20 protein-coding genes are annotated in these 21,654 nt (G+C 68.6%); 9 read left to right on the top strand and 11 right to left on the bottom strand.

Annotated elements, in window-relative coordinates; translation table 11 throughout:
* The first annotated feature begins 25 nt into the window (after positions 1–25).
* From D7006_RS23815 to D7006_RS23805, 3 genes are all read left to right on the top strand, one after another.
* Positions 26–1,228, top strand: coding sequence for an FUSC family protein (locus tag D7006_RS23815; RefSeq protein ID WP_237354806.1), 1,203 nt, complete (start codon positions 26–28; stop codon positions 1,226–1,228).
* A 204-nt stretch (positions 1,229–1,432) separates the two neighbouring features.
* Positions 1,433–3,124 carry an acyl-CoA dehydrogenase family protein gene (locus tag D7006_RS23810; RefSeq protein WP_237354805.1) on the top strand — a complete coding sequence of 564 codons (1,692 nt, stop codon included), beginning with the start codon at positions 1,433–1,435 and terminating at the stop codon, positions 3,122–3,124.
* A 17-nt stretch (positions 3,125–3,141) separates the two neighbouring features.
* Entirely contained in the window at positions 3,142–3,600 is a 459-nt protein-coding gene (locus tag D7006_RS23805; RefSeq protein ID WP_237354804.1) for a GNAT family N-acetyltransferase, read from the top strand.
* Positions 3,601–3,606: 6 nt separating this feature from the next.
* On the opposite strand, the gene D7006_RS23800 is transcribed toward D7006_RS23805, so the two are convergent.
* The gene (locus D7006_RS23800) at positions 3,607–4,443 is read right to left on the bottom strand and encodes an SDR family oxidoreductase (protein WP_237354803.1); all 837 of its coding nucleotides are present in this window, start codon (positions 4,441–4,443) and stop codon (positions 3,607–3,609) included.
* Positions 4,444–4,673: 230 nt separating this feature from the next.
* Here D7006_RS23800 and D7006_RS23795 point away from each other — a divergent pair, with 230 nt between their 5' ends.
* A complete protein-coding gene (locus D7006_RS23795) occupies positions 4,674–5,006 on the top strand; it encodes a helix-turn-helix domain-containing protein (protein WP_229646796.1) in 333 nt (110 codons plus the stop codon).
* Positions 5,007–5,021: 15 nt separating this feature from the next.
* On the opposite strand, the gene D7006_RS23790 is transcribed toward D7006_RS23795, so the two are convergent.
* Both D7006_RS23790 and D7006_RS23785 read right to left on the bottom strand, forming a co-directional pair.
* Positions 5,022–5,258 (bottom strand): helix-turn-helix transcriptional regulator, encoded by a 237-nt coding sequence (locus D7006_RS23790; protein ID WP_229645170.1) that lies wholly within the window; start codon positions 5,256–5,258, stop codon positions 5,022–5,024.
* A 22-nt stretch (positions 5,259–5,280) separates the two neighbouring features.
* Positions 5,281–5,835 carry a DUF2975 domain-containing protein gene (locus tag D7006_RS23785; protein WP_237354802.1) on the bottom strand — a complete coding sequence of 185 codons (555 nt, stop codon included), beginning with the start codon at positions 5,833–5,835 and terminating at the stop codon, positions 5,281–5,283.
* Positions 5,836–5,905: 70 nt separating this feature from the next.
* On the opposite strand from D7006_RS23785, the gene D7006_RS23780 reads away from it, so the two are divergent.
* Entirely contained in the window at positions 5,906–6,532 is a 627-nt protein-coding gene (locus D7006_RS23780; protein WP_237354801.1) for a hypothetical protein, read from the top strand.
* 24 nt (positions 6,533–6,556) lie between these two features.
* Here the strand turns inward: D7006_RS23780 and D7006_RS23775 are convergent, their stop codons facing one another.
* From D7006_RS23775 to D7006_RS23765, 3 genes are all read right to left on the bottom strand, one after another.
* A complete protein-coding gene (locus D7006_RS23775) occupies positions 6,557–7,066 on the bottom strand; it encodes a prolyl-tRNA synthetase associated domain-containing protein (RefSeq protein WP_237354800.1) in 510 nt (169 codons plus the stop codon).
* A gap of 166 nt (positions 7,067–7,232) precedes the next feature.
* Entirely contained in the window at positions 7,233–7,505 is a 273-nt protein-coding gene (locus tag D7006_RS23770; RefSeq protein ID WP_169122109.1) for a hypothetical protein, read from the bottom strand.
* A gap of 35 nt (positions 7,506–7,540) precedes the next feature.
* A complete protein-coding gene (locus tag D7006_RS23765) occupies positions 7,541–7,879 on the bottom strand; it encodes a hypothetical protein (protein WP_371744997.1) in 339 nt (112 codons plus the stop codon).
* Positions 7,880–7,980: 101 nt separating this feature from the next.
* On the opposite strand from D7006_RS23765, the gene D7006_RS23760 reads away from it, so the two are divergent.
* The 3 genes from D7006_RS23760 (at position 7,981) to otnK (ending at position 13,343) form a co-directional block, all read left to right on the top strand.
* Positions 7,981–8,931 (top strand): hypothetical protein, encoded by a 951-nt coding sequence (locus D7006_RS23760; RefSeq protein ID WP_237354799.1) that lies wholly within the window; start codon positions 7,981–7,983, stop codon positions 8,929–8,931.
* Between the two features lie 103 nt (positions 8,932–9,034).
* Positions 9,035–11,815: a phosphoenolpyruvate carboxylase gene (gene ppc, locus D7006_RS23755; protein ID WP_237354798.1), complete on the top strand. Its 2,781-nt coding sequence runs from the start codon at positions 9,035–9,037 to the stop codon at positions 11,813–11,815.
* Positions 11,816–12,053: 238 nt separating this feature from the next.
* Positions 12,054–13,343: a 3-oxo-tetronate kinase gene (gene otnK, locus D7006_RS23750; protein WP_237354797.1), complete on the top strand. Its 1,290-nt coding sequence runs from the start codon at positions 12,054–12,056 to the stop codon at positions 13,341–13,343.
* A 167-nt stretch (positions 13,344–13,510) separates the two neighbouring features.
* On the opposite strand, the gene D7006_RS23745 is transcribed toward otnK, so the two are convergent.
* From D7006_RS23745 to D7006_RS23730, 4 genes are all read right to left on the bottom strand, one after another.
* The gene (locus D7006_RS23745; protein WP_237354796.1) at positions 13,511–13,825 is read right to left on the bottom strand and encodes a hypothetical protein; all 315 of its coding nucleotides are present in this window, start codon (positions 13,823–13,825) and stop codon (positions 13,511–13,513) included.
* Between the two features lie 445 nt (positions 13,826–14,270).
* Positions 14,271–17,480: an efflux RND transporter permease subunit gene (locus D7006_RS23740; RefSeq protein ID WP_237354795.1), complete on the bottom strand. Its 3,210-nt coding sequence runs from the start codon at positions 17,478–17,480 to the stop codon at positions 14,271–14,273.
* A gap of 233 nt (positions 17,481–17,713) precedes the next feature.
* A complete protein-coding gene (locus tag D7006_RS23735; RefSeq protein WP_237354794.1) occupies positions 17,714–18,979 on the bottom strand; it encodes an efflux RND transporter periplasmic adaptor subunit in 1,266 nt (421 codons plus the stop codon).
* Positions 18,980–19,005: 26 nt separating this feature from the next.
* A complete protein-coding gene (locus tag D7006_RS23730) occupies positions 19,006–19,848 on the bottom strand; it encodes an alpha/beta hydrolase fold domain-containing protein (RefSeq protein WP_237354793.1) in 843 nt (280 codons plus the stop codon).
* Between the two features lie 152 nt (positions 19,849–20,000).
* Here D7006_RS23730 and D7006_RS23725 point away from each other — a divergent pair, with 152 nt between their 5' ends.
* Positions 20,001–20,921 carry a LysR family transcriptional regulator gene (locus tag D7006_RS23725; protein ID WP_229645180.1) on the top strand — a complete coding sequence of 307 codons (921 nt, stop codon included), beginning with the start codon at positions 20,001–20,003 and terminating at the stop codon, positions 20,919–20,921.
* Between the two features lie 9 nt (positions 20,922–20,930).
* On the opposite strand, the gene D7006_RS23720 is transcribed toward D7006_RS23725, so the two are convergent.
* Positions 20,931–21,593 (bottom strand): sulfite oxidase-like oxidoreductase, encoded by a 663-nt coding sequence (locus tag D7006_RS23720; RefSeq protein ID WP_229645181.1) that lies wholly within the window; start codon positions 21,591–21,593, stop codon positions 20,931–20,933.
* Positions 21,594–21,654 lie beyond the last annotated feature (61 nt).

Raw genomic sequence — 21,654 nt, 5'->3', positions numbered from 1 at the left:
GCGTCCGGACCGGCCGAGATTTCCCATGCCGCGCCAGCCCAATTCCCCGGCTGAACCGCCACCGGCTGCATCCCCGGCCGCCGGGCCTTCTGAGGTCGCGCCCGAGGATGCAACGACGGAAGCCGCATCCGGCGTTCCCACGCTGCGCGATCGGCTGAGCAAGGTCATCGCCCTCGCCCACCTCAAGCTCGCGCTTCGCGCCACCATCGCCGGCATCGTCACCTATCTGCTGGCGGAGCAGTTTGCCTTGCCTAACGGCTATTGGGCGGTGCTGACCGCGGTGCTGGTGGTGCAGGCGACGCTGGGCGCCAGCCTGTCGGTCGCCATCGACCGGGCGCTGGGCACGCTGGCGGGCGGCGTCGTCGGCGTGGCCGGGGCCATGCTGGCGGGCAAGTCGCCGCTCGAGACCCTGCTCGTGCTCTCGGTGGCGCTGTTCATCGCGGCGGCGCTGGCGGCGCGCTCGACCAGCTTCAAGCTGGCGCCTGTCACAGTGGTCATCGTCATGCTGGCCCATCCCGGCGATGTCGCGCCGTGGCTGTCGGGGCTCACGCGGGTGGCGGAAATCGCGCTGGGCGGGGTGGTTGGCCTGTTGTGCGCTATCCTCATCCTGCCGGAACGCGCGCTGGGCAAAATGTTTCCCTATTGCGCCAAGGCGCTGCGGCTGACCGCCCAGTTGCTGGACCTCGGGCGGGGCGGGCTGCTCGGGCAGGGGATCGACCCTTCGGTCATCGACCGGCTCAACGGCGGGGCACGCCTCGCTTTGCGCGCGGCGGACCTGCGCCTCGTGGAGGTGCGGGCCGAGCAGGCCGGGCGGCTGACCACCCAGACCGATCCTGCGCCCGTAGTGCGCGGCGCCCGGCGGCTGTGGCATTCCGCCATCATCCTGCTGCGCAACGCCGACCGGCCGCTGGACGAGCCCGTCGCCGGCCTCGTCTCTGCCACCCTGACGGCCGCGACGACGGCACTCTCCGCCCAGATGTCAGCCATCGCCGACCGGCTGGACGGCCAGCCCGTTGCCGACCTCGCCACCCGTGCCGATGCGGCAAGCGCGGCGGTGGCGGCGCTGGAGGCGCGGGTGGAGGAGCTGAACACCCACGGCGCCTTCGGTGCCGTGGGTGCGGAGACGCTGACGGCCCTGTTCTCGGCGGTCTCGGCCTGCGTCCATATGCGCGAGAACCTCGAGGAGCTCGCCGCCCGCCTCGCCGAGGTGCAGGGCGAAGCGCCCTGACGGCTGACTCCGGCCCTCTCCCCTCACGGCGAAAGTCGGATCGACCGCGGCGGCGGATGCCGTATCAAGGCGCATGCGCCGCACCATTTGCGGCGCGGCACCTGATCCGGGCCGATCCCGGCTTTCGTAATCAGGCGTTGCCTTGGCCCGGTTCCGGGGCAAGGATAGGTCAATTGCGCAATGCACAATCAAGGGGGAGAGTTCATGTCCGCCAGCGCCGCCGTTCAGTCCGTGCCCACCGGGGAATTCGACGCCGTGGCGCTCGGGCGTGTCGCGACCGACAGCCTGGAGAAGCTGCTGGCCGAGGCGACCTCCCTGGTGAAGGCCAAGGTGACGGATGGCGGGCGCATCTCTTCCGCTTTGCTGGAGAAGGAGCAGCGCGCCACCCACGGCCTCGCCTGGCTCGCCACCTACGTCTTCTCCGTGCGCGAGCTGGTGCACTATGCCGACCGCCTGACCGAGATGGGCAAGTTCGGCGACACCGAGAAGCTGATCGTGCAGATCGGCCTCGGCGAGTACATCGCGCAGATCCTCGGCGGCATTCCCATGAGCCAGGGCGAGATCGTCCGGCTTCCCGATCTCTACGTCTCCGGCGCGACCATTGCGGCGCTGGCCGCCGAGCCTGCCATCGCGGCACTGGTGGAGAACGGCAATACGGCGGCCAGCCGCGCCGCGCTCGCCGACATCATCCGCGACGCGCACCTCGCCGGCACCATCGGCGAGGCGGGCCTCGACGAGACCACGGAAGCGATGCGCACCGAGATGCATCGCTTCGTGGAGGCGGAAGTCGCCCCCCATGCCCACGAATGGCATCTGAAGAACGACTACATTCCGCTGGAGATCATCTCCCAACTCTCCGAGATGGGCGTGTTCGGCCTCACCATCCCCGAGGAGTTCGGCGGCCTCGGCCTGCCGAAGGAGGCCATGTGCGTCGTCACCGAGGAGCTATCGCGCGGCTATATCGGCGTCGGTTCGCTGGGCACCCGCTCGGAGATCGCGGCGGAGCTGATCCTCGCCGGCGGTACGGATGAGCAGAAGGGCCACTTCCTGCCCAAGATCGCCTCGGGCGAGATCCTGCCCACGGCGGTGTTCACCGAGCCCAACACCGGCTCGGACCTCGCTTCGCTCCGCACCCGCGCGGTGAAGGAGGGAGATGTCTACAAGGTCAACGGCAACAAGACCTGGATCACCCATCCGGTCCGCGCCGACATCATGACCCTGCTGGTGCGCACCAATCCGGCCGAGCCCGGCTACAAAGGCCTGTCCATCCTGCTCGCCGAAAAGCCGCGCGGCTCCGACGAGAACCCGTTCCCCGCCGAGGGCATGACCGGCGGCGAGATCGAGGTGCTCGGCTATCGCGGCATGAAGGAATACGAGATCGGCTTCGACGGCTTCACCGTGCCGGCGAAGAACCTGCTCGGCGGCGAGGAGGGGCAGGGCTTCAAGCAGCTCATGACCACCTTCGAGAGCGCCCGCATCCAGACCGCCGCCCGCGCCGTGGGCGTGGCCCAGGCCGCCATGGAGGTGGGCCTGAAATATGCCGAGGAGCGCATCCAGTTCGGCAAGTCGCTGATCAATTTCCCCCGCGTCGCCGACAAGATCGTGATGATGGCGGTGGAGACCATGATCGCCCGCCAGATCACCTATTTCGCCGCCCGCGCCAAGGACGAGGGGCGCCGCACGGACCTCGAGGCCGGCATGTCCAAGCTGCTCGGCGCGCGCGTCGCCTGGGCGGCGGCGGACAACGCCCTGCAGATCCACGGCGGCAACGGCTTCGCGCTGGAATATCCGGTGTCGCGCATCCTGTGCGACGCGCGCATCCTCAACATCTTCGAGGGTGCGGCGGAGATTCAGGCCCAGGTCATCGCCCGCCGCCTGCTGGACGGCGGCAACTGAGCGGGCCGGGCGAGACGATGAGCGAGGTCACGGGCGAACCCCTGCTGATCGCGGACGCTGCGCCGCAGGACGAGGCCGCATGGCGTCGCCTGTGGGCGGGCTACAACGCCTTCTACGAGACCGAGGTGGGGGCGGACATCACCGCCCGCACCTGGGCGCGCATTCTCGACCCTTCGGTGCCGATGATCGGGCGGATGGCGCGGCGCGGCGGCGAGCCGGTCGGCTTCTCCATCAGCATCCTGCATGAGGGCACCTGGGTTGCCGCGCCGGTCTGCTATCTTGAAGACCTGTTCGTCGATCCCGCCTGCCGCGGCGGCGGGATCGGCCGCGCGCTGATCGCCGACCTCGTGCGCCTCGGCAAGGAGAGGGGCTGGTCGCTCCTCTACTGGCACACAAGGCAGGACAATCCCGCCCGCCGGCTCTACGACAGCTTCGTCGCGGCAGACGATTTCGTCCGCTACCGCATGGACCTGTGACGCGGCTCAGGCGAGCCGCGCGGCGTTGTCCTGCGCATAGGTCGAAAGCGTGCGCGGCGCATGGCCCGTCAGGGTTTCCACGTCGGCGGTGACGTGCGCCGTCCGGCCCTCGCGGACGGGATGGAAGAGCGTGGCGAGGAAGCGCGCATAGGGCTCCGGCACGCCCGCGCCCGTGAGGATGCCGACGAAGGTGTCGTCGCTCACAGCCGTGTAGGCGATGGGCTTGCCCGTCACCGACGAGAGGATGGCCGCCGCCTCGCCATAGGTCAGCGCCTCGGGACCGGTGAGGTTGAAGGCGCGCCCGTCGAAGCGATCGGTGGTCAGGGCTGCTGCCGCGCTTTCGGCGATGTCTCGGGCGTCGATGAAGCTCGTCTTTCCCTCGGCCGCCGGGAGGGCGATCACGCCATGGTCGATGCCGGCCTTCCAGAAGGTGTGGAAATTGTCCGCGAACCAGTTCGGCCGCAGGATCACGAACGGCGTGCCCGAGCGCTCCAGCGTCAGTTCCACCTGCCGGTAGGGAATGGCGTCGTCCGCATCGACGCCGAGCGCGGTCATCAGCACCACCTTCACCTTGCGGGCGGCAGCGGCCTCGATCACGGGCAGGAGGCGCCCGGTGATGTCGAGGGAGCCGGTGGGCGCCAGAAGGAAGAGTCGGTCCACGCTGGCGAAGGCCGTCGCGAAGGTGAAGGGATCATCCATGTCGATGGCCACACCCTGCGCACCGCCCACGGCCTTGCCCGTGCGGGATGCCGCCTTCACCTGTTCGCCCTTGGCGAGAAGGGCCTGCACCAGCGGCTGGCCCACATTGCCGTTGGCCGCGAAAACCAGAATCTGACCCGACATGATCGCTCTCCTGCTCGCCGGCGCACGGTGGCGCGGGCATTCAAGGATAGGTTTCCATTGGAAACCAGCTTCCGATTGGATACATACTCTTGGTCGAGCAAGCCCAAAAGAGAGCACCTTGAACTCACATGGTCACTTCCGGGAAACCGCAGGGCGCGCCTGAGCCTGCCGGCGAGAGCTGCCGGCTTCCGTGGCCCTTCGATGTCTATGAGGCGCAATGCCCGACGCGCATGGTGCTGGACCGCATCGCCGACAAATGGGCGGTGCTGATCCTCGACCGGCTGCGCGACGGCCCGGTGCGGTTCAACCACCTCAGGCGGGACATCAAGGGCATCTCGCAGAAGGTGCTGTCGCAGACGCTGAAGAAGCTGGAGCGCGACGGGCTCCTCTCGCGGGCGGTCTTCCCCACCGTGCCGGTCACGGTGGAATACGCGCTGACGCCGCTCGGCCGGACGCTGACCGACGCGGTGGCGGCCATCGCCCACTGGGCCGAGCGCAACATGGATGCGGTGCTGGCGGCGCAGGCCGCCTATGACGCCCGGGCGGGGGGCGATCCGGGCTGACGACGAAGCGGGGCGCTAGTCCGCCGCCTCCTCGTCCGCTTCCTCGTTCCCCGGCACATATTCCAGAATGTCGCCGGGCTGGCAGCCGAGGGTTTCGCAGATGCGCGCTAGCGTGTCGAAGCGCACGCCGCGCACCTTGCCGGACTTGAGCAGGGAAACGTTCTGCTCGGTGATGCCGATGCGCTCGGCAAGCTCGCGCGAACGCATCTTGCGGCGCGCCAGCATCACGTCGAGATTGACGATGATGGGCATGGTGGTCCCATAGCCTCCCCGCTCAGACGAAGCTCGCGTTTTCTTCGGCGATGCGCGCCGCCTCGCGCATGACCGCCCCCACCCCGATGACGAGCAGGCCGACGATCACCGCCACCACGTCGTGGCTGGAGATCGAGACGGCGATGGCGCGCGTGCCCGGCGGATTGTTGAGGGTGAGGGCGATGCTCAGCGCCGCCCCGACGAAGGGGGCGAGGAGGCCCTGGAGCGCGACGGCCGCGCCGAAGCGCTCCAGCCGCACCGCGAGCAAGGCGGAGATGATCTCGCCGCGGCCGAAATCGCGGAAGATCTGGCGCACCTGAAGCAGGCCATAGGCGAGGATGCCGAGCGGAATCGCGGAAATCGCGAGGCCGGCGGACAGGCTCGCGCCATCCAGCGCCACCGGATGCCCGGCGAGGCCGATGCGCGGGACGATCACCCGTTCCACCAGCCCAGGCGACAGCCAGATGCCGAGGCCGGACGCCATCAGCAGCAGAAGGATCACGAGGGTGGCGATCGAGAGGGTGCGGCCGAGGCGCACCACGCGGTGAAGTCTGGGGTCGATGCGATCTGAAGACATGCGAGCTTTCCTTGACGCATTCATTTTTTATCGTAAAACAGTAATTATTCAACCCAAAATGAGAGATCGGATGCGTTTCTTTCTCGCCCTCTCGCGCCCCGTACGGACGCTCGCCTTGCTGGTGGCCGTTCTTTGTGTGGGCGCCTGCTCCCATGTTCCCGTCAGCTCCCTGCCGCAGCTGGCCACCCTCGATCTCGAAACGGCTGATCTGACCGTCCTGCGCGCCGCCGTGCGTGCGCCCAAGGAGATCGTGGCGGTGCCCGGCGGGGCGTTCGTGGTCATGTCCTACTGGCGCCAGGGCGATGAGGCCCGCAAGACGACCGTGCAGGCGGCGCTGGAGGTGGAGACGGACCCGAAGGCCCTCGCGGCGCTCAAGGAGGAGGAGCGCGCGGGCATGCGCATCACCCTTTTCCGGCTGACCGACGAGGGCCGACGCAAGCTGGAGGCGGCGCGCAGCGAGGCGCTGGCGCTGAAATCGGACGAACTGGCGAAGGGACGGCGCGCCAGCGGGTCGCTCGCGGTGTCCGCTGAAGGTTGCGTGCGCGGCGCGTTACCCGCCGGGCCGCTGCTGCTCAGCACGTATCTCCGGCTGAAGCCGGGCGGCAATTTCGTGACGCTGATCCAGGACATCGACCTCAGGACGCTCCTCGCCCAGGCCGGCAGCGACGAGAGCGCCATGAAGCCATGCGCAAATTGAAGCCATGCGCCAATTAAGCGGGGCTCACGCCTCGCCGGCCGACGGAATCTCCACTTCCATGGCCTCATGGCCGGTCAGGCGGAAGAAAGCGCGTAGCGCCTCCGGCGTGAGCACGGTGGTGCGGGCATTGGTGAGCGGGTGGCAGCCCACGAAGTCGGCGCGCATGAGCGCCGCATCGATGGCGAAGCGGACCCGGCCTTCGGTATCGTTGGCGAGCGCGAGCAGGCTCACCGAGCCGGGCAGGATGCCGAGATGCTCCATGAGCGCCTCGGGCGAGGCGAAGGAGAGCGAGCCCTTAGCCCCCAGCGGGCCGCGCAGGGCCTTGAGGTTCACCGGGGTATCCTCGGCGAGCGTCAGCAGGAAATAGGTCTTCTTCCCGTCGCGCAGGAACAGGTTCTTGGTATGGGCGCCGGGAATGTCGCCGCGCAGCGCCTGGGATTCGGCCACTGTGTGGACGGGCGGATGCTCGTAGGTGGTGCCGGAAATGTCGTTCTGCGCGAGGAAGGCGAGAAGGGTGTCGGGCGTGTGGGGCATGGGCCGGTCGGTCTAGGCGGGGAAGACGCCAGCCTTAGACCCGCGCGGCCGCTTCGGGCAAGCGCTCTGGGCCATTGCCCCGGCCAACGTCTCGGGCGCAACACGCCGCCGGCCTCGAACGCAAGAAAAGGCCGTCGGCTCGCCTGGAGCCGACGGCCGGTATGGTTCAGCGCAGCTGGGTGAGGCAGGCGCCGGCCGCCTCGGCGGCGGGGCGGGCGCCGCTCATGGAGACGGCGCCGGACTGCACCAGGGCCTTGGTCTTCTCGGTCACGAGCGCGCGCGGATCGGCAGCGCTGGCGAAGCCCGGGGCAGCGGCGGCATAGATGGCCTTGGCGTCGGCGCCGAGATTGGCGGCGCACTGGTCGGCCGAGGCCTTGTCGGCAAGCGCGGGGGCGGCGCAGGCGAGGGTGAGGGCGGCGGCGCAGAGCAGGGACTTCATGGGGTGTTGCCTCCAGTGGATTTCAGGATGCGCGATCAGCGCACGCCGACGCGGTTGACCGGGCCGCCGGCATTCACGCCGACTCCGGGCGCGACACCGACACCGGGCGCACCGACGCCGACGCCGGGGGTGACGCCCACGCCCGGGGCTCCGGCGCCCGGCACGCAGCCTGCGGGATAGCCGGGCCGGGTGCAATGGACGGCAGCGCGCGCCGCGGGGGCGGTGGGACGGGCGACGCAGCCCTTCGGCACGCCGACGGTCCTGCAATAGACGACGGCGCCGGCAGGGGCGGTCGTCGCGAAGGTGACGACGGCGGCCGGCGGCAGTGCGGCGAGGGTGGCGGCGAGGAAAGCGGAACGTGTCAGCAGGCGCATGGCAGCCTCGGCATCCTTAGCAGACACCTGTGCGTGACGCCCGGGTTGACATCGCGCCGAGGTGACTTCGGGTCAGCTAGGCGTCATCCTGCTATACCGCAATGGCGATTCTTGGCCCCACTGGCATTGGGCCGTTGCGGGACGATGTGGCGGAGGCGCGGGTGCTGGGGCTGGTGGCTGTGCGGGCAGGGACGGCCGTGGACTGGCTCAATGCGGCGTGCGGTGACGAGGCGCGGAGCGCGATCCTCGCCCATCCCGCCTTCCCGCGGGCGGTGGCGCAACTCGTCGGCCAGATCAGCGCGCTCTACAGCGGCAACCGGCTGCTCAACCGCGTGCTTAGTGATCGCGGCCGCAACATGTTCGGCCTCATGGTGCTCTATCTCGACGCTTTGCCGCCGGCCGAGGGCGGCGGGCTCACCGCCGCGCGGATCGTGGCCCTGTGCACCTCCACCGGCCTGTGCAGCCGGGGACGCGCGAAGGCGATGCTCGCCCTCATGCGATGGGGCGGCTATCTGACGTCGGCGGAGCCGGCCGAGGATCGCCGGGTGAAGCCGCTGATGCCGCAGGAGAAGCTCGTCGCGCTCCAGCACCAGCGGTGGCGCCTCGTGTTCGACGCCGGCAGCGCGTTCGATCCGGAACTCGCCCGGCTCGCCCCCCGCCTCGCGGATCCCGCCTTCACGCGGGTTCTCGCGGTGACGCTGGGCGAGGCCTTCCTCTCCGGCTTCCGGCCCGTCTCCGCCGCCCCGGAGCTGCTCGATCTGGTGGACCGGGACGGCGGCCTGATGGTGCTTCTCGCTTTGTTCACCGCCGAATCCGCCCGCGAAGAGCCGCCCTCCATCGCCAATCTCTCCCGCCGCTTCCACCTGTCGCGGGCGCATGTGCTCGATTTGCTGCGCCTGAGCGAGGAGCGCGGGCTGGTGGAACGTGGCGCGCGCGGCACGGGCTGCCTCTCACCGCTCGGGCGGGATGCGGTGGAGCGATTCTTCTCCTCCATCTTCGCCGTGATGTCCGGTGCCGCCCGGGTCGCCGAGGCCCGTCTTCTCTCCGCGTGAAATCACCTTCGCCCGGAACGCCCTTTCGCTCCTGCACAATTTCCTTAAGACTAAGGTCGAAAGAGACGTGCGCCGCAGCAGCGGACGAGTCCGGGGGAGTCGGATGACGAATTTGGCACTTTCGAGCGGCCTCGCGCCGCGCGCAGAGGACGTGAAGGACCAGCCGCTGCGCGACGACATCCGGCTGCTCGGCCGCATTCTCGGTGACACCGTCCGCGACCAGGAAGGCGACGAGGTGTTCGACCTCGTGGAGCGCATCCGCCAGCTGTCCATCCGCTTCCACCGCGACGACGACCAGGCCGCCCGCGACGAGCTGGGCACCCTTCTGGGCGCGCTGCCGGCCGACCGCTCCCTCGATACCATCCGCGCCTTCAGCTACTTTTCCCACCTCGCCAACATCGCCGAAGACCAGCACCACATCCGCCGCAACCGCGCCCACGCCATCGCCGGCTCGGCGCCGCGTGCGGGCAGCCTCGCCTATGCCTTTTCCCGCGCGGAGCAGATGGGGATCGATCGCGAGACGCTGGCGCACTTCTTCTCCGGCGCGCGCATGAGCCCGGTGCTCACCGCCCACCCCACCGAGGTGCGGCGCAAGAGCACCCTCAACCGCGAGATGGAGATCGCCGCCGAGCTCGATCGCCGCGAGCGCGTGGTGCCCACCCCGCAGGAGCGGGAGGAGGGCGAGGAGATCCTGCGCCGGGCGGTGCTGACCCTGTGGCAGACGGCGCTGCTGCGCCGCATCAAGCTGACCGTGCTGGACGAGGTGGCGAACGGCCTTTCTTATTACGACTACACCTTCCTCACCGAGGTGCCGCGCCTCTATTGCGCCATCGAGGACCGTCTCGCCGAGGCGGGGGACGAGGTGCAGCTCCCCTCCTTCCTGCGCATCGGCAGCTGGATCGGCGGCGACCGCGACGGCAACCCCTTCGTCACCGCCGAGGTGCTGAAGGAGACCGTGCGCCTGCATCGCGACCGCATCCTCGCCCATTATGAGGAAGAATTGGTGGCGCTCGGGGCGGAACTGTCTCTCGCCCAGCGCCTCGTGACCGTATCCGATGCCCTCACGGAACTCGCCGCCCGCTCGCCGGACCGCTCCCAGGAGCACCGCGAGGAGCCCTATCGCCTCGCCCTCGCTTACGTCCTGGAGCGCCTGCGCCAGACCGCTCGCAAGCTGCGCGGCGAGCCGCTGGCGACGGTCGAGGCGCTCGCGCCCTATGCCACGGCGCAGGAGTTCCGCGCCGACCTCGACGTGATCCACGACTCGCTCGTGGCGAACGGATCGAAGGTGCTGGCCCGCGGGCGGCTGCGGCTGCTGCGCCGGGCGGCGGACTGCTTCGGCTTCCATCTCGCATGCATCGACCTACGGCAGAACTCGGACGTGCACGAGCGCGTGGTGGCGGAGCTGCTGGAGAAGGCGGTGCCCGGCACCGATTATGCGGGCCTCGACGAGGAGGCGCGCATTGCGTTGCTGCTGAAGGAGCTGGCGACGCCCCGGCCGCTCGCCTCGCCATTCATCGCCTATTCGGAAGAGACCTGCTCCGAGCTCGACATCCTGCGCGAGGCGGCTGCGGCGCACCATGCGCTCGGGCGGGAAGTGATCCCCAACGCCATCATCTCCAAGGCCGAGGGTGTCTCCGACCTTCTGGAGGTGGCGCTGCTGCTGAAGGAGGTCGGCCTCGTCGCCAGCGACGGGACGGGGGGCTTGACCAGCGAGGTGAACATCATCCCGCTGTTCGAGACCATCTCGGACCTGAAGGCCTGCGCCAAGGTGATGGACCGCGCCTTCTCGCTTCCCGCCTATCGCAAGCTGGTGGCAAGCCGCGGCGCCGAGCAGGAGGTGATGCTCGGCTATTCGGATTCCAACAAGGACGGCGGCTTCGTCACCTCCGGCTGGGAATTGTACAAGGCGGAGATCGGCCTCATCGAGGTGTTCCGCGAGCACAAGGTGCGGCTGCGCCTGTTTCACGGTCGCGGCGGATCGGTGGGACGCGGCGGCGGGCCGAGCTATGACGCCATCCTCGCCCAGCCGGGCGGGGCGGTGAACGGGCAGATCCGCATCACCGAGCAGGGCGAGATCATCGCCTCCAAATATTCGAACCCCGATGTGGGCCGCCGCAACCTCGAGATTCTCGTCTCGGCGACGCTGGAGGCTTCCCTGCTCCAGCCGCAAAACAAGGCGCCGCGCACCGAATTCCTCACCGCCATGGAGGACATCTCGGATACGGCGTTCGCGGCCTATCGCAACCTCGTCTACGAGACCGAGGGCTTCGAGGACTATTTCTGGTCCTCCACCGTCATCAACGAGATCGCGACGCTGAACATCGGCTCGCGCCCGGCCTCGCGGGCCAGGACGCGCTCTATCGAGAAGCTGCGCGCCATTCCGTGGGTGTTCTCCTGGGCGCAGTGCCGGCTGATGCTGCCGGCCTGGTACGGCTTCGGCACGGCGGTGGAGGCGTTCGTGGCGCGCCGGCCGGACTATGGCCTGTCCTTCCTCAAGGCGATGCAGCACGAATGGCCGTTCTTCCGCACGCTCCTGTCCAACATGGACATGGTGCTGGCGAAGAGCTCCCTCGCCATCGCCTCGCGCTATGCGGAGCTGGTGCCGGACGTGGAATTGCGCACCGCCATCTTCGGCCGAATCCGCGCGGAGTACGAGCTGACGCTGAAGCATCTGCTCGCCATCATGGACCAGCAGAAGCTGCTGGAGGGCAATCCGCTGCTGGATCGCTCCATCCGCAACCGCTTCCCCTATCTCGATCCGCTGAACCACCTGCAGGTGGAACTTCTGCGCCAGCACCGGGCCAGTCCCGGCGACGACAAGGTGCTGCACGGCATCCAGCTCTCCATCAACGGCATCTCGGCCGGCCTGCGCAACTCGGGCTGAGGATGGCCGCGACCTGTCCCGTTCCGGCACAGCCCGGGGCGGGCGGCGGGGACGCAGCGGGAACGGGGCGTGACCGAATCGGCCGCGACCGGATTTTCCGGGTTCGTTCTCTCTGCGATGGCACTTCCCTCGGCGCGGGGTCTTCCCCGAGGCCGCGCTTGGCGCTCTAATCGAAACGATTAGGGAAGGCCCGACTCCGACGGCCACGCCCCAACAGAAGCAGCCCAAGGGATTTCGTATGCCCCTCACCCTCGGCGTCATCGCCGACGACTATACCGGCGCCTCCGACCTCGCGAACACGCTGTCAAAGGAGGGCGTGCGCACCGTCCAGACCATCAGCGTGCCGGATGCCGCGCTGGCGCTGCCCGATGCCGACGCGGTCGTCGTCTCGCTCAAGAGCCGGTCCATCCCGGCGGACGAGGCGGTGGCGCAGTCGCTGGCGGCCTTTGCGTGGCTCAAGGGGCGGGGCGCGTCGCATATCCTGTTCAAGGTCTGCTCCACCTTCGATTCCACCGACGACGGCAATATCGGCCCCGTCACCGATGCGCTGCGCATCGCCACCGGCGCCGCCATCGTGCCGGTGACGCCGGCGTTCCCGGAGACCGGGCGCACCGTCTATATGGGCCACCTCTTCGTCGGTGACGTGCCGCTGAATGAAAGCCCGCTCAAGGACCACCCCCTCAACCCCATGACGGATTCGGACCTGAAGCGCGTGCTGGCGCGCCAGAGCGCCGGCCGGGTCGGGCTGGTGCCGCTGAAGGACGTGGCGGCGGGGGCCGATGCGGTCTCCGCCCGGCTGGAAAAGCTGGCGCTGGAGGGGCGCACCGCGGCCATTGTGGATGCCGTGTTCGACCGGGATCTGGAGGCGGTAGGTGTCGCGGCGGCAGCCCTGCCGCTCTCCACCGGCGCCTCGGGCCTCGGCCTCGGACTGGCGCGCGCTCTCATCGCGGAAGGGCGGGTATTGCGGCAGCAGAGCGACGGCGCGGCGCTGGCGGCCGGCATCGGCGGCTATGCGGCCGTGGTCGCGGGAAGCTGTTCCAAGGCGACGCTGGAGCAGATTGCCATCGCGGAAGGTCAGATGCCCGTGCTGCGGCTTTCCGCCGAACGGCTCGTGACCCATCCCGAGGCGGAGGTCGCCGCGGCTCTGGACTGGGCGAAGGCCCGTCTCGCGTCCGGGCCGGTGCTGATCGCCGCGAGCGGAGCGCCCGAGCAGGTGGCCGAGGTGCAGGCCCGCTTCGGCCGTCATGCGGCGGGCGTTGCCATCGAGCACGGTACCGCGGCGATTTCCGAGGGGCTGGTGGCGGCCGGCGTGCGCCGGCTCGTGCTGGCCGGCGGTGAGACCTCGGGCGCGAGCGTGGACCGGCTGAAGATCCCCGCCTTCCTCGTCGGCCCCGAGATCGCCCCCGGCGTGCCGCTGCTCCGCACCGAAGGCCAACCGGGGGAAGCCATGGTGCTGGCACTGAAATCCGGCAATTTCGGCGGGCCGGACTTCTTCGCGAAGGCGTTGGGGATGATGGGGGTGGGGTGACACGTTCGCCCGAGTAACCGGCCAAGCCGACGCACAGAAGAAAGCCCGGCTGAACGGGGCAGTCCGCTCGGCCGGGCTTCGTCCGCGGGTCACGTCGCGGAGCGGTCTTCAATTTTGATGAATGCGGTGCTCTGCCCAGATGGGCGAGACCCGGCTCAGTCCCCTCCTCAGCCGCCGTGGGCGGCGCCGGAATGCGGGTCGGTATCCGAGAACGGGCCGGAAGCGGTCGCTTCCGCGTTGTCGCGGAACTGCTGAGCGCGCTGCTCCTGGATGCGGGAGCCGGCGGCCTGACGCTCGAGGCTCACAGGCGCAGCATTGATCGGCAGGCGGGCCTCATCGCTATATGCGGCGGCGGCGACGGCGTGCGCTTCGTTGTTCAGCGCGGTCACGTATTCGTCGGCGAATGCGGAAGTTGCGGAGGCGGAAAGTCCCGTGGCAATCAACGCCGCCGCAATAATATTCGCAGTGTTCAGGGTCTTCATTGTCTTCTTTCCTATACATCCACCAGTACACGAGGTGGCGACGAGCCGTGTGTGCTCGGCTTCGTCTCGTTGCGAACTTATGTATTCGGAAAATTATCGCAAATCACGACGGCGTGTGCGCTGCAATAACAAAATTGTCATCGTCATCTGTGCGAAGGTCGCTTTGCATTCGTGCACATGAGCGCGGAATTTATCTCCACATTGCGGAAAACGGATGCGATTTATACTTATATCGTTTGTCTACAAACATTTTATTTTATCTACATTTTACAATAAGAATGAATGAAATTTCTCTGATTAGATGAATATGTGAATCGCGCTTCCAGCGATCTCCTAAGTGTTCAGCGCAGTAAAAAAGCTCCGGCATCTTGCGATGCCGGAGCTGTGCAGGCGGGTGAGCGGTCTGGAGGCTGGTCTGGGCCCGGAATGGCGGGTTGGCCGCCTCCTACTCCCCCGGCTGGAGCGCGTGGGGGGCGTGCGCGGCCGGCGTGCTCCCTGCCAGGCCGTGCCCGTGCTGGGTGAGCGGCCGGTTGCCCGCCAGCCCCCGCAGCATCACGTAGAAGACCGGCGTCAGGAAGATGCCGAACACCGTCACGCCGATCATGCCGGCGAACACCGCCGTACCCATGGCCTGCCGCATCTCCGCACCCGCACCGATGGAGGTGACGAGGGGCACCACGCCCATGATGAAGGCGAGGGAGGTCATCAGGATCGGGCGAAGCCGGAGCCGGCTCGCCTCGATGGCCGCCTGGACCGGCGTGCGGCCCTCGAATTCCAGCTCGCGGGCGAATTCCACGATCAGGATCGCATTCTTCGCCGAGAGCCCCACCAGCACCACGAGGCCGATCTGGGTGAAGACGTTGTTGTCCCCGCCCGCGAGCCACACGCCGGTCATGGCGGCGAAGAGGCCGGTCGGCACGATCATGATGATGGCGAGCGGCAGCATCAGGCTTTCGTATTGCGCCGCCAGCACCAGGAAGACGAGGAAGATGGCGAGCGGGAACACGAACACCGCCGAATTGCCGGCCAGGATGTCCTGATAGGTCAGCTCGGTCCATTCGAAGGAGAAGCCCTTGGGCAGGGTTTCCTTCGCGATGCGCTCCACCGCCTGCTGCGCCTCGCCCGAAGAGAAGCCGGGGGCGGCGCCGCCGTTCACGTCGGCGGAGAGGAAGCCGTTGTAGCGCATGGCCCGCTCGGGCCCCGCCGACGAGCGCACCTTGAGCAGCGCCGAGAGCGGGATCATCTCGCCGGTGGCCGAGCGCACCTTCAGCGTCCCCACGTCCTCGGCGCGGGCGCGGAAGGGGGCGTCGGCCTGGACCCGCACGGTGTAAGTGCGGCCGAACTTGTTGAAGTCGTTCACGTAGGACGAGCCGAGATAGATCTGCATGGTCTCGAACACGTCGGTGACGGCCACATTCAGCTGGCGCGCCTTCACCCGGTCGATGTCGGCGAAGAGCTGCGGCACGTTTACCTGATAGGAGGAGAACAGGCCGGCCAGTTCCGGTGCCTGCCGCGCCGCGCCGAGGAAGGCCTTGGTGGCCTCGTCGAGGGCGGCATAGCCGAGGCCGGCGCGATCCTCGATCTGGAACTTGAAGCCGCCGATGGTGCCGAGCCCCTGCACCGGCGGGGGCGGGAACATGGCGATCATCGCATCCGGGATACCGGCGAACTTGCCGTTGAGCTTCATGGCAATGGCGTTGCCGTTCAGCGACGGGTCGCGGCGCGCCTCGAATTCGTCGAGGCCGACGAAGACGATGCCGGAGTTGGACGAGTTGGTGAAGCCGTTGATGGAAAGGCCCGGAAAGGCGATGGCCGACTTCACGCCCGGCTCCTTCAGGGCGATGTCGCTCATCTTGCGGATCACTTCCTCGGTGCGGTCGAGGGTGGCGCCGTCCGGCAGCTGGGCGAAGCCGACGAGATACTGCTTGTCCTGCCCGGGCACGAAGCCGGGGGGCACCGCCTTGAACAGCACGCCGGTCAGCGCCACGAGCACGATGTAGAGGCCGAGCATCAGCACCTTCTGCCCGATGACACGGCGCACGATGCCGCCATAGGCGCCGGAGCCGCGCACGAAGGCCTTGTTGAAGCCGCGGAAGAACCAGCCGAACAGCCGGTCCATGGTGCGGGTGAGCCAGTCCTTCGGCGCGTCGTGACCCTTCAGCAGCAGCGCCGACAGAGCGGGCGAGAGGGTCAGCGAGTTGACGGCCGAGATCACCGTGGAGATGGCGATGGTGAGGGCGAACTGCTTGTAGAACTGCCCGGTGAGGCCGGTAATGAAGGCGAGCGGCACGAACACCGCGATGAGCACGAGGGCGATGGCGATGATGGGGCCGGACACCTCGCGCATGGCCTTGTAGGTGGCCTCGCGCGGGGAGAGGCCGCCCTCGATGTTGCGCTCCACATTCTCCACCACGACGATGGCGTCATCCACCACGATGCCGATGGCGAGCACCAGGCCGAACAGCGTCAACGCATTGATGGAGAAGCCGAACACGTACATCACCGCGAACGTGCCGACGATGGAGACGGGCACCGCGAGCAGCGGGATGATGGAGGCCCGCCAGGTCTGGAGAAACACGATCACCACCAGCACCACCAGCGCGACCGCTTCGAGCAGCGTGTGGACCACGGCGTCGATGGAGGCGCGCACGAACTGGGTGGTGTCGTAGACGATGGAATAGTCCACGCCCTCCGGCATGTTCGCCTTGATCTCTTCCATCACGAGCCGGACGTCGTCGGCGATGCGGATGGCGTTTGAGCCGGGCGCCTGGAAGATCGGCACCGCCACCGCCTGGGTGTTGTTGAGGAGCGAGCGCAGGGCATATTCGGACGCGCCCAGCTCGATGCGCGCCACGTCCTTCAGCAGCACGATCTCGCCGTTGGTGCCGCTCTTCACCACGATGTTGGCGAACTCCTCCTCGTTGGCGAGGCGGCCCTGCGCGTTGATGGAGAGCTGGAGATCGAGACCCGGCGCCCCGGGCGATGCGCCGACCACGCCGGCCGCCGCCTGAACGTTCTGGGCGCGGATTTCGCGCACCACGTCGGCGGCGGAAAGGCCGTGCTCGGCGACCTTCTGCGGGTCGAGCCAGATGCGCATGGAATAGTCGCCGGCGCCGAACAACTGCACCTGCCCCACGCCGTCGATGCGGGCGAGGCGGTCCTTCACGTTCAGCACCGCGTAGTTGCGCAGATAGGTGGTGTCGTAGCGGTTGTTGGGGGAGATGAGGTGGACGACCATGGTGAGGTCCGGCGAGGACTTCACCGTGGTCACGCCGAGGCGCCGCACCTCTTCCGGCAGGCGGGGCTCGGCCTGTGAGATGCGGTTCTGGACGAGCTGCTGCGCCTTGTCCGGGTCGGTGCCCAGCTTGAAGGTGACGGTCAGCGTCATGATGCCGTCGGTGGTGGCCTGGCTCGACATGTAGAGCATGCCCTCCACGCCGTTGATGGATTCCTCCAGCGGGGTCGAGACCGTTTCGGCGATCACCTTGGGGTTGGCGCCGGGATAGGTGGCGCGCACCACCACCTGCGGCGGCACCACCTCTGGATATTCGGAGATGGGCATGGCCCGCATGGCGATGAGGCCGGCGAGGAAGATGAGAACGGAGAGCACGCCGGCGAAGATCGGGCGGTCGATGAAGAATCTGGACAGGTTCATGGAACCCTCCCGCCTCGGGGCGGCTGGATGAAAGGGGCGGAACGCGGGACGCAACCGGCCGTCCCCGCAGCGGTCTGTGCGCGGGATCGGTCCGGCAATGGGGGGTGAGGGGCTGCGCCGGACGAGGGGGGCGATTACGCCCGGCGCAGCCCTCTCCCGACCCCCTCCGTGCGGGGAGGGGGCGAGGCGAATTCGCTGGAGGCCCTCCCGGTCTTGGCCGGGAAGGCGGTACGTCAGTTCGTGCGGGTCGCCGCCGCTTCGCTCACGCGCATGGCGACGGGTTCTGGCGTCACCGCCGCGCCGGGGCGCACCCGGTGCAGGCCGTTGACGACCACGCGCTCGCCGGCCGCAAGACCGTTGGTGACGACGCGCAGGCCGTCCACGGGGGCGCCGAGGGTCACTTCGCGCCATACGGCCTTGTTGGAGGCATCGACCACGAAGACGAACTTCTTGTCCTGGTCCGTGCCCACGGCCCGCTCGCTCACGAGCACGGCAGGCGCGGCCTTGGGCTGGCCCATTTCCAGCCGCACGAACTGGCCCGGCAGGAGCCGCCCGTCCGGATTGGAGAAGCGGGCGCGGACGCGCACCGTGCCGGTGCGCGGATCGACCTGGTTGTCCACCAGCTGCATGACGCCTTCCACCGGCGGCACGCCGGAGGCGAGGGTCATCAGCACCGGGATCTGGTCGAGCCGGTCGGCCACGTCCCCGCCGCCGCCGAGCCCGGCGAGGGCACGGGCGACGGTCGCCTCGTCGGCGCTGAAGCTGGCGTAGATGGGGTCCACCGAGACGAGGGTGGTGAGCACCGGCGCGCCGGGGCCGGCGGCCACGAGATTGCCCACCGTGATCTCCGACTTGCCAACCCGGCCCGACACGGGGGCGCGGACCTTGGTGTAGGAGAGGTTGAGCTTCGCCGCGGCGAGCTTCGCCTGCGCGGCCCTGAGCCCGGCCTCGGCGGCCCGCTGGCCATTGAGGCGTTCGTCCAGGGTGCTCTGGGAGAGCGTCTTGGTGGTGAACAGCTTCTCGCCGCGCTCCAGCTCGTTGCGGGCGAGGTCGAGGCGGGCCTGGACGGAGGCGACTTGCGCCTCGGCCTCGGCCACGTCGGCCTCATAGGGCTCGGGATCGATGGAGACGAGGAGTTCGCCCTCCCGCACCAGCGCACCCTCGCGGAAGTGCACGGCCTTGATGGCGCCGGCGACGCGGGAGCGCACTTCCACCCGCTCCACCGCCTCCAGACGACCGGAGAAGGTGTCGAACAGGCGCGCCTCGCGCTGCTCGACGGTGGCGACCGAGACCGGCACGGCCGGCGGGGCCGCCGCCGCGGCGGGCTTGTCGGCATGGGCGCCGCCTTCCTTGGGCAGGCCATAGAGCACGCCGAACACCGCGAGGAGCGCAGCGGTGCCCAGCAGCAGGGCCTCCCGCAGGCGCGGCTTCCTCGCGGCGGGCTTGGTGGTTCCGAGGGTGGGGGGCGTGTCGTTCGGGGCGGAATTCGGGGCGGTCATGGGGGCAGTCCTTGGCGGTCGGTCTGTCAGAGGACGGCCGGATCGGCCTTGAGCCGACCGGACCGTGAAGCGGGACGCGTGGAAACGAAGAAATCGCGGAACAGGTCGCGCATCGCGCTGCTCCAGGCGGCCGGTTTCGGGGCCGGACACGAGATGCTGTCGGGCCACTCGGTCGGCCCCGGCAGGATGTGCACGCAGGTGGGTACCCCGGCCGAGGCGAGCGCGTCGGCGTAGCGCCGGCTCTCGTCGCACATGGGGCAGTCCTCGGCGCTCACCACCAGAGCCGGCGGTAGCGCGCCGAGGCGGGAGGAGGCGAGGGGCGCGGCATAGGGGTGGGCCGCCTTCTCGGGCGAGCCGAGATAGGTCTGCCAGCCGTCCGCCCACTTGCAGCCGCAGCTGCCGGCATCGGCGCGGCGGATGGAGGCGGTGGCGAGGCTGGGATCAAGCATGGGCGAGACGAGAATCTGCCCGGCGATGGGAGGGGAGCGCTGGTCACGCGCCATCATGGCGAGGCCGGCGGCGAGGTTGCCACCCGATTCCTCCCCCGCGAGATAGAGCGGTGCGCCGCGCCCGGCGAGGGCGGCCCGGCGGCGGTAGACGTCGGTGACGGCGGCAAACAGCGCGGTCAGGGCGAAGGGGAACGGGTGCTCGCAGGCAAGCGGATAATCCGCCGAGACCACCACCGCCCCGGCCGCCGCGAGAATGCCGGAGATATAGGCCCCATATTCCAGATTGCCGCTGGTGAACGCGCCGCCATGAAGGTGGAAGACGAGCGGCGCGAACCCCTTCGCCGGACGCGACCCATAGAGCCGTGCCGGCAGCGCGCCGGTCCCGGTCTCGAGGGTGATGGTCTGGCTGATCGGGGTCATCTGTCTCGTCCTTGCGTGCGCATGAGCCGGTCTGCGGCTCTCACGCCCTTGTGCGATGCAGAAACCATATTGGCGATCTAGAAGGGGATAAACCGCGAGTTCATGAGTTCATTGTTCACATATAGGAACAATGGTGCATTTGAGGGCCGAGGATGGACCAGCTTGCTGCAATGCGCGCCTTCACCCGCGTGGTGGAAACCGGCAGCTTCACCCGCTCCGCCGACCTCCTGCGGATGCCCAAGGCGACGCTGACCAAGCACGTCCAGACGCTGGAGGCGCACCTGCAGACCCGCCTCCTCAACCGCACCACGCGGCGGGTGACGGTGACGCCCGACGGGGCGGCCTATTACGAGCGGGCGCTCGCCATTCTCCACGACATCGACGAACTCGACGGCTCGCTCTCCTCGGCGCAGGCGGTGCCGCGCGGCAAGCTGCGCATCGACATCTCGCCTTCCCTTGCCACCCGGCTGCTGATGCCGGCGCTGCCGGACTTCATCGACCGCTATCCCGACATCACGCTCGACGTGGGCTGCACCGACCGGCCTGTGGATCTGCTGAGCGAGAATGTCGACTGCGTGATCCGCGTCGGCGAGATCCAGGATCCGAACCTCGTGGCCCGGCGCATCGGCGTGCTGCGCTTCATCACGGTAGCCTCGCCCGGCTACATCGCGCGGTACGGCGCCCCGCAGCATCCCCTCGATTTCGAGGAGACGCACAAGCTCATCCGCTATTTCAGCGCCCAGAGCGGCCGGTATCACCCCTTCGACTTTACCCGTGGCGACGAGGTGGTGGAGTTGTCCGGGCGCTACAGCGTTGCCACCAATGACGGCAATGCCTACATCGCCGCGGCGCTGGCCGGGCTCGGGGCGATCATGTCACCGGTTTTCCAGGTGGAAGAGCACCTTGCGTCGGGCACGCTGGTGCCGATCCTCACCGAGTGGGAGGCCGGCGAGATGCCGATCCACGTGGTCTATCCGCCCAGCCGGCATCTCACCAGCCGGCTGCGCGTGTTCGTGGATTGGGTGGCAGAACTCTTCGCCCGCTCCGAGGTCACCCGCCGCCGGGCGGCCTAAGCACGGGGCCTAGTCGTCCGAATAGCGCTGCTCGCCCCACGGGTCGCCGCGCATGTGATAGCCGCGCTCTTCCCAGAAGCCGGCCTTGTCGCGGGCGATGAACTCGATCGCCTTGATCCACTTGGCGCTTTTCCAGAAATAGAGATGCGGCACCACGAGGCGCGCCGGGGCGCCGTGTTCCTGCGTCAGCGGCCGGCCTTCCCAGCTGTGGGCGATGAGCGCGTCCTCGGAGGCGAAGTCCGCCAGCAGCAGGTTGGTGGTGTAGCCGTCATAGCTGTGCAGCATCACCGCCGCCGCATGGGGCGCGGGGCGCGCGACCTCCAGCAGGTCGCGGGTCAGTACGCCTTCCCACGTATTGTCGTAGCGCGACCAGGTGGTGACGCAGTGGATGTCGCTGAGGCTGCGGCTTTGGGGCAGCGCCGAGAAGGCGGCCCAGTCGAGCGAGAGGGCGTTCTCCACCGCGCCCGTGACGTCGAGGCGGAAGGATTCGCGCGTCACCACCGGCTGGAGGCCGAGGTCGAGCACCGGCCAGTCGCGCACCAGATGCTGGCCGGGCGGCAGGCGCTCGGCATCCGGGCGGGCGATGCGGCCGGTGAGGAAGCGGCCTTCCTCGGCCCAGCGTTGCTTGGTGGTGGTGAGCTTGGTGTCGGGGGGGAGCGCGTCTTCGCTCATGGTGGGGCAGCTCCAGGCGAACGGAGCCGCATGATGCCACGGCCGTGGCCGGTGGGGAAAT

Origin of the sequence: Xanthobacter sp. YC-JY1 (genome assembly GCF_021730305.1) — a bacterium.
Taxonomy (GTDB): Bacteria; Pseudomonadota; Alphaproteobacteria; order Rhizobiales; family Xanthobacteraceae; genus Xanthobacter; species Xanthobacter flavus.
This window is presented reverse-complemented; position numbering and strand designations above follow the sequence as displayed.